This window comes from Sphingomonas aerolata, from assembly GCF_023935825.1.
Taxonomy (GTDB): Bacteria; Pseudomonadota; Alphaproteobacteria; order Sphingomonadales; family Sphingomonadaceae; genus Sphingomonas; species Sphingomonas aerolata.
Window position 1 is genome coordinate 3792867 of record NZ_CP098762.1, and the last position, 11693, is coordinate 3804559.

5 protein-coding genes, 1 tRNA gene and 1 pseudogene are annotated in these 11693 nt (G+C 65.6%); 3 read left to right on the forward strand and 4 right to left on the reverse strand.

What is annotated here, in order from left to right; genetic code table 11:
- Window positions 1–57: 57 nt before the first annotated feature.
- From NEF64_RS17380 to NEF64_RS17395, 4 genes are all read right to left on the reverse strand, one after another.
- Complete coding sequence (locus NEF64_RS17380) at window positions 58–2340, reverse strand: AAA family ATPase (protein ID WP_252574358.1); 2283 nt, start codon at window positions 2338–2340, stop codon at window positions 58–60.
- Between the two features lie 143 nt (window positions 2341–2483).
- The gene (locus NEF64_RS17385; RefSeq protein WP_252574359.1) at window positions 2484–3752 is read right to left on the reverse strand and encodes a Y-family DNA polymerase; all 1269 of its coding nucleotides are present in this window, start codon (window positions 3750–3752) and stop codon (window positions 2484–2486) included.
- Window positions 3749–4174, reverse strand: a complete 426-nt coding sequence (locus NEF64_RS17390) for a LexA family protein (RefSeq protein WP_252574360.1) — start codon at window positions 4172–4174, stop codon at window positions 3749–3751. The genes NEF64_RS17385 and NEF64_RS17390 overlap by 4 nt, the downstream gene beginning before the upstream one ends.
- A gap of 376 nt (window positions 4175–4550) precedes the next feature.
- Window positions 4551–4626 (reverse strand) — tRNA-Thr (locus NEF64_RS17395).
- A gap of 143 nt (window positions 4627–4769) precedes the next feature.
- Between NEF64_RS17395 and NEF64_RS17400 the strand changes: the two are divergent.
- The 3 genes and pseudogenes from NEF64_RS17400 to cobS form a co-directional block, all read left to right on the forward strand.
- Window positions 4770–5582 (forward strand): annotated as a pseudogene (locus NEF64_RS17400) (PAS domain-containing protein); the annotation flags it as partial.
- Window positions 5583–5868: 286 nt separating this feature from the next.
- Window positions 5869–10533, forward strand: coding sequence for an NAD-glutamate dehydrogenase domain-containing protein (locus tag NEF64_RS17405; RefSeq protein ID WP_056408962.1), 4665 nt, complete (start codon window positions 5869–5871; stop codon window positions 10531–10533).
- 153 nt (window positions 10534–10686) lie between these two features.
- Complete coding sequence (gene cobS / locus NEF64_RS17410; protein WP_031393922.1) at window positions 10687–11691, forward strand: cobaltochelatase subunit CobS; 1005 nt, start codon at window positions 10687–10689, stop codon at window positions 11689–11691.
- Window positions 11692–11693: the final 2 nt, after the last annotated feature.

The following is an 11693-nucleotide window of genomic DNA, read 5'->3' on the forward strand; positions in this document are numbered from 1 at the left end:
GGAACTCATAGCGGAAACCGGAATTTCGGGTTTGCAGCGCTCAATGGGTTTGTAGCTCTAAGCCGGCATCGCATTGGCAAGGCGGATCGTCTGATTAACGAAGCCAGTCAGTTCATCCCGATCAAGGAACGGCTCCTGTTCGCCGCGTGCATCCTCGCCGTGGTGATAGTCCGCCGTGTAGTCATTAATCCGGTCCAGCTCGTCCACCTGCGTTGCTGCCGGGTGCTGATCACCGCCCTCGCGGGTCTTACGGATGATTTCGCCAAGGTTGTCGTTCGGACCAAAATACCCGGTAAAGGTGCAGCGGTAATGCGTTTCCAGCACAATCCGCAGCTTTTTAATGATTTCTCGCAAATCGCCAGCGCCATTTGCGCGGAAAGCCAGCAGCGCATCTAGCTCAGCTGCGGCACGGCCTTGGCACGCGCTGTCGAGGTCGAAGCCCATGATCTTCGACCCGGAGGACGGATGATAGTTCACCTGGATCGCTGCGCGATCGGCCGGCAGACACTTCTGCCAAAGCGCCTTCAAAAACACGGGATCATGCGACAGGACGATGATCTGCGCGCCGCGTCTGGCAACGGCCATGATTTCATAAATCGTCTGCCGCCGGCGGAAGGCGTCCTGGCTGTTAAAGGGGTCATCGAACACAACGATCCGATTGGCGATATCAGGGTCGCGCTCCAAATCGGCGAGGAAGAAGGCCAAAGCGAGCGTGGTTCGATCGCCGGCACTGAGCGTGTTCTTGAAGCACGGCTCGCCTTCGGGCGTGCGCCCATCCCCGAGCGGCACTTCCACGTTGCTGATCCGCAAAACGTAGGATGATGTAGCTAAACCACCCGGATAAGCATGACCAACCCGGCTGATTGAAAAGCCGGCGTTGAACAACCCGAGGAAGCGGTTGATCCGGTCCTCATACGGCTGCACCACTTGGTCGCAATGCGTTTCGAGTTCGGTGCGCACCGCTGCTTTATCACGGGTGATCCGGCGCTTTTCGGTATCGAGCGCCTGCCAATCAGCGCAGCGAGCAATCCCTTCAGGTGAGTGGCGACGGGCGATCCGTTCGAGACCAGCAATCCGATTTTGAACGGCCCCCAGATCGCCGCCGGCGGTAGCCGCCTTCGTCGCGACGATCACCTCATTAGAGGTTGTAACGGCCGCATTATAGCTTGCTACGTCCTGCGCGGCTGTTGCAACAATGACGCGCAATGCTTCTGATTCTGCAATCTCGACCACTTCGTCTAGCAGCCGACCAGCCTTCGTATTGATCAACGCCCGCAGCCGCACATGAACGGTGTTTAGGGCGAGCGCGACAGGCTCCAAAGCCGTCAGTGCTGGCAACGCACAATGTCGTCCCCAAAACTCGAACGTAGCGCTGTTCCGAGCTTCAAGGGTACGTAGCGCGCTAACGGCCGTCGGACCAAAGGCCACGTCGACGGTGCTGGCAAGCTCGGTCACATTCTGGCGCAGGTCGCGATAGGCGCGTCCAAATATCGCTCGGAATGCTTGAACCAGATCAAGCGCGGCCAGACCATCCCGCCCACAGAAAGGGCAGTCATCCTGTTCGGCATACTGAACACCGCGCGCCAGCCAAGCTTGGCCGCCCTGTTCCATACCATGTTGGACGATATGACGAGCAATATGTTCCTCCGCTTCTGCGCCGATCCCTTCCAGCGTCCCCGAGAGAATTGCTTCCAAGTTAGCAGGCCATACCGGATCATTTGCAGTGGCAAGTTGCGCTCGATCACGGATTGCCGCCGACTCTTTCAGGGCTTCAAAAACGGCACGTTCTGTGGTTAGCTTTGTCTCGACGTCGGCATCTACCGGCAGCGCATAAAACGCGCGGGCTGTCAGGCCTGCCGCCATATCCGTAACGGCCTTTTCCGCCGGCGTAAGCTGCCCCTGTATGGTGCGGCCCGCATCGGCCAGCGCTGCCTCCCGAGCCGCTAGATCGACACCGTCACGTCCGACGATAACGCGGTAGAGATTGCGGCGGTTGGCGACGTCGACGACGTCGCCAGAATGCACGTTCTCCGTAACGAATGTACCGTCAAAAATGGCAAGCCCAGGCTCGGCATTAGGCCACGTGCCGTTCTGAAACTGACGCTGCGCCCCATTCCAAAAGAAGTTCACCGTCGCCGGCGCCTGCGCACCTAGCGTTCGCCGGGCAAGCAGCTGCTGCGGCTCGCCGCGTTCCAGTGATCGGAAAACCGCGCACAATGTCGTTTTGCCATAGCCGTTAGGCGCAAAGACTAACGTCTGCCGAGCAAATGCCGGATTTGGCGTGCTGGCCGAATTTCGGAACCGGCCAACGTTTGCAATCGAGATGATGCGCTGAAGCATGATTGCCTCTCCCCCTTGCGGCACCTTATGAACGAACGGCATGTTTCGGGAAGCGGCAAACCGACTTTGCGTGTCTGAAAGTGGGCGTTAGCGAACGGAAAACCGTGACGGTGTATCGCAATACTGCGTTCGCCCTTTTGACGTCATGCGCGGACCGCCGGGACGTCGGCAATCTTGGTCGTCCAAGCCGGCGACCGCATTTCCGACCGCAGCTTCCACTCCCGTTTAAAGCCCTGCGTTGCGGTCACCGCCGTCCAGGTGCCGAACTTGCCGTTGATCGCGTCGAGCGCGCCCATTAGGCGGTCGCGCTTCACCGTATCCGCCTCGAACAAAGTTCGCGGTCGCTCGTCCTCGGGCAGGAGGTCGTCGAGCAGGATACCGGCCTTGGTATAGGCATAACCGTCGCGCCACGCCCTCTCCGCTGCACGTCTTGCTGCTGCGATCAATTCAAAGCTGTCGCTCGACATGGGGTGGAGCACGACCGTGCGCGACCCACCATATTGTGGTCGGTCCGGCCTGTTCCGGTTGGTATGAAAGAAGGCGGTAAGCCGCCCCGCGACCAGTCCGTGCATCCGCAGCTTCTCGCCGGCCCGCAACGCATATTGTGACAAGGCACCCATCATCCGATCAAAGTCACACACCGGCGTGCCGAACGAGCGGGTGACCGCCATACCCTTCCGGCGGGGCGCGACGGACTCGACAGCGTCCGAGGGCACACCGCGTAGTTCGGCGACCAGCCGCTCGAGCACAACTGTGCCGACGGCGCGCGCCTGTTTCATCGGCATGTCGCGCAGCGCGCCGGCGGTGTGGATGCCGAGCCCGGTCAGCTTTCTCGCGGTGGCGCCGCCGACGCCCCAAACATCTCCGACTGAGAAATCGTCCATGATTTGTCGGCGAACGGCCTCGTCACGCAGGTCGGCGACGCCCTCCAACCGGGCGTCCTTCTTGGCCGCAGCATTCGCCAGCTTGGCCAGCGTTTTGGTTTCAGCAATGCCTACGCAGGTCGGTATCGTCGTCCACAGACGAACCTGCTCCCGCATCGCATGCGCGTGGTCGACGAGGTCCCTGCCCTCGAAGCCTGCAAGATCCAGAAAGGTCTCGTCGATCGAATAGATCTCGAAGTCACGCGCGAAGGGTTCACAGGCGGCGATGACGCGGCGCTGCATGTCACCATACAGCGTGTAGTTCGAGGAGAGGACGCGGATACCGTGCCGGCGGACGACATCGCGCAAATGGTGGATCGGATCGCCCATCTTGATGCCGAGCGCCTTTGCTTCGGCCGAGCGGGCAATCGCGCACCCGTCATTGTTCGACAGGACGATGACCGGCACCCCAACGAGGCTGCTATCAAACGCCCGTTCGCAGCTGACGTAGTAGTTGTTGCAGTCGATCAGCGCGATGGGCGCGCTCATGGCACCTTGCGCGCCACGCCGACGACGACGCCCCAGATCTCGACATATTCGTCGACAAGGATGTGCGGGAAGCCCTCAGCCTCGGGCACGAGCCAGTGCCGCCCATCCATATGCCGAAGCCGTTTCAACGTCCGCTCGCCGTGCACCAAGGCGACGACGATCGCACCGGCTTTGGGTTGCTTTGCGCGATTGACGACTATCAGGTCACCGTCGTTGATGCCAGCGCCCGCCATCGATCGCCCTTCGACCCGCATGATGTAGCTCGCAGCGGGGTGCTCGACGAGCCAGGCACCGAGATCGATCGGCTCCTCCATGTCATCCTGCGCCGGTGACGGGAATCCGGCCGGCGTGTGACACAGGAAGAACGGGACCTCGCGCGGCACTAACGCGAACGGTATTTCGTGGAGCCTCAAGATGCTCATGGGACGATTCCTTTTCCGGCCAGCCCTTTAGAGCGCAAGAACAGAAAGTGAACAACGATTCGTGTGACGACGCTGTCGTAGGGCAAGCGCGCAAGCCGAAAGCGGGCGTTTGCGAAGGCATCGAAAAGGTAGGCGTCCGGCCCGACGTGTGTTGTGGCGCGGCACTGCTGCGCGAGGCAGTCGGCTCACGGGGGTGGCCGCGTTGCGAATCATACGATGCCGGGGGGACGTGAAAGGACAGCCGTCCAACCTGGCGGCGGCGGACTAGTCGACCGGAACGTGGGCTTGCGATACCACCGCGATACCAAACCGCAGATCTCTCGAAGCTTTAGGCGACAAGTCGCCAATAAAGTTCAAGCATTTCACTGATTTAAGGTGGTGCCGCTTACAGGACTCGAACCTGTGACCCCCGCATTACGAATGCGATGCTCTACCAGCTGAGCTAAAGCGGCCCGACGACGGATATCTCCGGTCGAGGGGGCGGCGCTTAACAGGGGAAATTTGCCGTGACAAGCGCTAACCCACATTTACGTGCCGTTTACCAAGCAGCGTGCACAAGCAGCCGTAAGTGAACGGGGAAGTTTTCGGTATGGGCATGCGACGCGAGCCGGACGGCGAATACGGCGAGATCGACGAGGCCGGGACGGGGCTTCCCGGCGGGGCGACCGACGCGGGCGTCAACGACGTGATGTTCGATCTGGGCGGGGACGAACGCCGGATGCATGTCCGCGCCTATAATCACTGGGTGTCGCTGCTGAGGGGACGCCCCTATCCGACGATTGCGGACCTCGATCCGGGCTCGATCGCCGATTTCGGACCGCACAGCGTGCTGCTCGACTTCCGCACCGATCCGGGCACGGGTGCGGATCGGGATGCCGCGGCGGTGATGACGATCGATGATCCGCGAATCGCCTATCTCGGCGCCAAGCTGCGTGAGGAATGCGGGCTGGTCGGGCCGATCACGTCGATCGCCGACGTGCCGAGCCGGTCGCTGCTGTCGCGGCTGACCGACCATTATCTGCAGATCATCGCGAATCGCGCGCCGATCGGGTTCGAGGCCGAATTCGTCAACAGCCGCGGGCGAACGACGCTGTACCGCGGCATCCTCATGCCGTTCTCGTCGAGCGACGAGGGCATCGATTTCCTGTACGGCGTGATCAACTGGAAGGAACTCGCCGACGACCGGATGCAGGCGACGCTCGCCGCCGAGCTCGAGGCGGCGGTTCGTGCGGCACCGGTGCCCGCGTCCGGGCTCACCGCCTATGCCCGCCACGCGCCGACGATGCCGGGTCTTGGTACGTCGCTGGCGTCGACCGGGCACGCGCCCGCCACCTCGCCGGGCGCGCCGATCTGGGCCGACGGGCCGAGCGCTGAATTCGCCGACCCCATAGCGGCGACCGGCCCGACCGATGGCCCGGCACCCGACACGCTCGCGCATGTCGTGCTCCGGACCGATGCGGAGCCCGGCGCGATCGTCCTGCTCGTCGCCCGCGCGGGGGTGGATGGCGGGCTCGACATCATCGGCACGATCACCGACGACGCGGCCCTCACCGCGCAGGCGATGGCCGCGATCGGGTAGGCGAAAACCGTGTTCGCGCCGCGCCGACGCACATCCGAATGCTGCACCGCAACAGCGGTGTTCGCACCTGCCACAAGCCTTGAGGTCGTATCCTACCCGGCGCATAGGCGCGGTCATGGCTGATCTTTCCACGACGCTGACCGACGCGCTCGCCGCCCGGTTGACCGAACGCGCGCTTCCGGGCGAACTCAAGGACTTCGGCACGACGGAGGCGGCGCACGCCGCGGCTTTCGTCGTCGCCACGGCGCTTCGCCGCGACGATGGCGCGCCCGCCATCGCGCTCGAACCGATCAGCGCCGATGACACGCGCCGCCGCATGCGGCTGGCGATCGTCAACGACGACATGCCATTCCTGGTCGATTCGATTTCCGCGGCGATCGCCGCGCAGGACATCGCGATCGATCGCATCATCCATCCGGTCGTTCACACGACGCGCAGCCCGGACGGCGTGCTCCAGGCGATCGGCGACACCGGCCCCGCCGAATCGATGATCTATCTCGAGATGGAGCGCGCCGACGCCCGCGATCGGCGCGGGCTGATCGAGGAACTGACCGGCGTGCTCGCCGATGTGCGCGCGGCGGTGAAGGACTGGCGCGCGATGCAGGGCGCGATGGCGACCGATATCGCGCTGCTTCACAGCGACGGCCCCGATGCAGAAGGCGCGGCGCTGCTGCGCTGGTTCCTCGACGGGCATCTGACGTTGCTCGGGCATCAGGTCTGGCACCGCGACGGCAGCGGCGGCGCCGCGCTCGGCATCGCGCGCAATCCGCATGCCGTGCCGATCCTGGCGGAGGCCTCGCGCGCACTCGCGATCCAGTGGTTCGAGGCGGGCAATCTCGCACCGCTGCTGCTGAAGTCGAACCTGATCTCGACCGTCCACCGCGCCGTCCCGCTCGATCTGGTCGTGGTCCCGGTGATCGAGGGCGAGACGATCGCGGGGCTGTCGATCTACAGCGGTCTGTGGACCAGCGCGGCGCTGGCGACGATGCCGCGCGACGTGCCGATCCTGCGCACGCGACTTGCCGCGATGAAGGCGAAGTTCGGCTTCGATCCCCGCGGCCATGCGGGCAAGGCGCTGACCCACGCATTCACCGCCCTGCCCCATGATCTCGTCATCGCGTTCGCGCCCGACGCGCTCGAGGAACTCGCGCTGACCGCGATGAGCCTGGCCGACCGACCGCGTCCCGCGCTGGTTCTTGTCGCATCGCCGCTCGGCCGCCATCTGTTCGGCTTCGTCTGGCTGCCGCGCGACGACGTCACGACCGGCCGCCGCACCGCGATCGGCGAGATGCTCGCCGAGGCCGCGAATGCCACCGTGCTGAACTGGTCGATCGCGCTCGAGGACGGCGAGACCGCGATGCTGCGCTACACGCTCGACCTGCGCGGCGAAGGCCGCGTACCCGACGTCGCGCCGCTCGCGCTCAGGCTGCAGCGGATGGTCCGCGGCTGGGTGTCCGACGTCGAGGCCGCGCTGGTCGAGACATTGCCGTCGCCGCGCGCCGCCCGCCTCGCGCTGCGCTGGGCCGCCGCCTTCCCGCAAAACTACCGCAACCTCAGCAGCCCGGCCGAAGCCGCCGAGGACATCCAGCGGCTCGCCGCGCTCGACGGGTCGGGCTCGCGCGGCGTGCGCCTGATCTCCAGCGCGCCCGGCGAAGACCGCCAGCTCAAGATCTACAAGCTGGGCGGCGCGCTGCCGCTGTCCGATGCCGTGCCGGTGCTCGAGAATTTCGGCTTCCGCGTGATCGGCGAATTGCCGACCCGGCTGCAGGAGGACAGCGATCCCTTCGTGCACGACTTCGTGCTCGAGGCGAACGATGCGGTCGCGCAGGCCGACGCCGCGACGCTCGAGCGCGCGATCGCCGCGGTGCTCGAAGGCGCGGCCGAGAACGATGCGTTCAACCGGCTGATCGTCGAGGTCGGCATGAGCCCGCAGGCGGTCGTGCTGTTCCGCGCCTGGTTCCGCTATCTGCGCCAGGCGGGACTGCCCTACGGCCTGACGACGGTGGTCGACGCGCTGCGCCGCGCGCCGAGAGTCGCGACCGCGCTGATCGCGCGCTTCGCCGCCGCGCATGATCCGGCCGATGCCGGGCATCCCGCCGACGCCGATGCGACGATCGAAGCGGGACTCGATGCTGTGACCGCGATCGACGACGACCGCATCCTGCGCGCCTATCATAGCCTGGTCGGCGCGACGCTGCGCACCAACGCCTTCACGCCCGCCGCGGCCGAGGCGCTTGCGTTCAAGCTCGACAGCCACCTGATCCCCGGCCTCCCCGCGCCCGTGCCATGGCGCGAGATCTGGGTGTACAGCCCGCGGATCGAGGGCATCCATCTGCGCGCCGGCCCGGTCGCGCGCGGCGGGCTGCGCTGGTCCGACCGGCGCGACGACTTCCGCACCGAGATTCTCGGGCTGATGAAGGCGCAGCGCGTCAAGAACGCGGTGATCGTGCCGACCGGCGCAAAGGGCGGCTTCTATCCCAAACAGCTTCCCGCCCCGTCGAACCGCGACGCGTGGCTGGCGGAAGGGACCGAGAGCTACCGCATCTTCATCCGCACTTTGCTGTCGATCACCGACAACATCGTCGAGGGCAAGGTCGTCCATCCGAAGGGTGTCGCGATCCTCGACGGCGAGGATCCCTATTTCGTCGTCGCCGCGGACAAGGGCACCGCGACGTTCAGCGACGTCGCCAACGCGCTCGCGCTCGAGCGTGACTTCTGGCTGGGCGACGCGTTCGCGAGCGGCGGCTCGGTCGGCTATGACCACAAGGCGATGGGCATCACTGCCAAGGGCGCCTGGGTCTCGGTCCAGCGTCACTTCGCCGAGCGCGGCATCGACGTGCAGAACGATCCGATCACCGTCGTCGGCTGCGGCGACATGTCGGGCGACGTGTTCGGCAACGGCATGCTGCTGTCGAAGTCGCTCAAGATCGTCGCGGCGTTCGACCATCGCCACATCTTCATCGATCCGAACCCCGATCCCGCCGCAAGCTGGGACGAGCGCGCGCGCATGTTCGCGCTCCCCCGGTCGAGCTGGGCGGATTACGACACCGCGCTGATCTCCGAAGGCGGCGGCGTCTATCCGCGCACCGCCAAGGTCATCCGTCTCTCGCCCCAGGCGCAGGCCGTGCTCGGCATCGCGGTCGACGAGATCGAACCCGGCGCGCTGATCTCCGCGATCCTGAAGGCGCCCGCCGACCTGCTCTGGTTCGGCGGCATCGGCACCTATGTGAAGGCGGCATCCGAGAACAACGTCCAGGTCGGCGATCCTGCCAACGACCGGCTGCGCATCAATGCCGAGGATCTGCGCGTCACCGCGATCGGCGAAGGTGCCAATCTCGGTGTCACGCAGGCCGCCCGCATCGCGTTTTCCGAGCGCGGCGGGCGGATCAACACCGACTTCATCGACAATTCGGCGGGCGTCGACTGCTCGGATAACGAGGTCAACATCAAGATCGCGCTCAACCGCGAGATGATCGAGGGGCGTCTGGGCTATGAGGACCGCAACGCGCTGCTCGCCAGCATGACCGACGACGTCGCGCATCTCGTGCTCGAGGACAACCGGCTCCAGACGCTCGCATTGTCGATCGCCGAGGGCGCGGGCGCGCTGGCGGGCCCCGGCGGCCTTGGCGGCGCGACCGGCGGCGGCGGCGGGCCGGGCTCGATGCCGAGCTATGTCCGCGTCATCGAGATCTTCGAGGGCAGCGGACGGCTCGATCGCGCGGTCGAGGGGCTGGCCGCCAATGACGACCTGCTCCGCCGCGGGCTCGACGGCCATGGCCTGACGCGTCCGGAACTCGCGGTGCTGCTCGCCACCGCAAAGCTCGCGCTGCAGGATTCGATCGAGCATGCCGGGCTCGGCGACGACCCCGCGCTGAAACCCGATCTTCACGCCGCCTTCCCGGCCGCGATGCGCGAGCATTTCGCGCAGGCGATCGACGACCACCGGCTGCGCGGCCAGATCGTCGCGACCAAGCTCGCCAACCGCATCGTCAACCGGCTCGGCGTGCTCCACCCGTTCGAGCTGGCCGAGGAGGAAGGCGCGGCGATGGGCGATATCGCGGCGATGTTCGTCGTCGCCGAACGGCTGTTCGACCTGCCCTCGCTCTGGGCGGACATCGAATCACGACCGATGCCCGAGGCCGCACGCATCGCGCTGTTCGACGAGGTGGCGGTCGCCACGCGCTCGCAGATCGCGGATCTGCTGCGCGTGTCCGCCCCCGGCACGATGCCCGGTGCCGTGCTCGCGCGGCTCGCCAAGGGGATCACGCATCTCGATGGCCAGACCAAGGCGCTGCTGCTCGAGGAGGCGAGCGCGCAGAGCGACCGCATCGCCGCGCAGCTCGAAACCGCGGGTGCCCCGCACGACCTCGCGATCAAGGTGGTCCGGCTGTTCGAGCTCGACGGTGCGGTCGGGCTCGCCGATCTCGGCGAGCGCCTCGCGCTCGACGAGGCGGTGCTGACCCGCGCCTTCACGCATCTCGGACAGGCGCTCGGGCTCGACTGGGCACAGGCCAATGCCGCGCGGATCACGCCGTCGGATCCCTGGGAACGGCTGCTCATCGCCGGACTGGCGCGCGATTTCCAGCAGTTGCGGCTGGAGTTCCTCGCACGGTGCGGAGCCAGGGATCCGCAGGGCGCGGTCGACACGTGGCTGGCGAGCAATGCCACCCGCGTCGCGCAGTTCAAGGCGGTGATCGACCGCGCACGCCACGCCGCCGTCCCGAACGCCGCGATGCTCGCGCAGATCGCCAGCCAGGCGCGCGTCCTGCTCGGCCGATAGGCGCAAACCGAAGCCCTGCCCCGCCACATTCCCGGCGGGGCGGGAACCCATCGCGCGTCCGGCGGTTCGATGATGTCTTCCCGACAATCGCGTACGTCGCGGTTGAGTATTCACCCGCGCTTGGCCTAGAGCTACCGGGAACACGAGGCCAGCATGACCGATATCCCCAATACCCAACCCGACAGCCGCGAGACGACGATTCTCGACGCCCCCGACCGCATGGTGAAGGTGCGCGAGATGTTCGGGATCGATTCCGACATGGAGGTGCCCGCCTTCTCCGAGGCGGACGAGCGCGTCCCCGATCTCGACCCCGCCTATGTCTTCGACGCGGACACCACGCTCGCGGTCCTCGCGGGCTTTGCGCATAATCGCCGCGTGATGGTCCAGGGCTATCACGGCACCGGCAAGTCGACGCATATCGAACAGGTCGCGGCGCGCCTGAAATGGCCGTGCATCCGGATCAACCTCGATGCGCATATCAGCCGCATCGACCTGATCGGCCGCGACGCGATCGTCCTGAAGGACGGTCAGCAGATCACCGAGTTCCGCGAGGGCCTGCTCCCCTGGGCGCTGCAGACCCCGACCGCGCTCGTGTTCGACGAATATGACGCAGGGCGTCCCGACGTGATGTTCGTGATCCAGCGCGTGCTCGAGACCGAGGGCAAGCTGACGCTGCTCGACCAGAACCGCGTGATCCGCCCGAACCCCTGGTTCCGCCTGTTCGCGACCGCCAACACGGTCGGCCTCGGCGACACCAGCGGGCTGTATCACGGCACGCAGCAGATCAACCAGGGTCAGATGGACCGCTGGAACATCGTCGTCACGCTCAACTACCTCCCCGCCAAGGTCGAGGCGCAGATCGTGCTCGCCAAGTCGGGCGAATATGACAAGCCCGATGGCAAGAAGGTCGTCGAGAACATGGTCCGCGTCGCCGACATGACCCGCAAGGGCTTCGTCAACGGCGACATCTCGACCGTGATGAGCCCGCGTACCGTGATCACCTGGGCGCAGAACGCGCTGATCTTCGGCGACGTCGGCTTCGCGTTCCGCCTGTCGTTCCTCAACAAGTGCGACGAGGCAGAACGGTCGCTGGTCGCGGAATATTACCAGCGCGTGTTCGGCAAGGACCTGCCCGAGAGCGTGATGGGCAAGGCCTGAGG

What these genes read in the sequence shown, in the direction of transcription:
- NEF64_RS17380 (WP_252574358.1), bottom strand. Translation starts at nt 2,340, where the DNA reads ATGCTTCAGCGCATCATCTCGATTGCAAACGTTGGCCGGTTCCGAAAT.
- NEF64_RS17385 (WP_252574359.1), bottom strand. Translation starts at nt 3,752, where the DNA reads ATGAGCGCGCCCATCGCGCTGATCGACTGCAACAACTACTACGTCAGC.
- NEF64_RS17390 (WP_252574360.1), bottom strand. Translation starts at nt 4,174, where the DNA reads ATGAGCATCTTGAGGCTCCACGAAATACCGTTCGCGTTAGTGCCGCGC.
- NEF64_RS17405 (WP_056408962.1), top strand. Translation starts at nt 5,869, where the DNA reads ATGGCTGATCTTTCCACGACGCTGACCGACGCGCTCGCCGCCCGGTTG.
- cobS (WP_031393922.1), top strand. Translation starts at nt 10,687, where the DNA reads ATGACCGATATCCCCAATACCCAACCCGACAGCCGCGAGACGACGATT.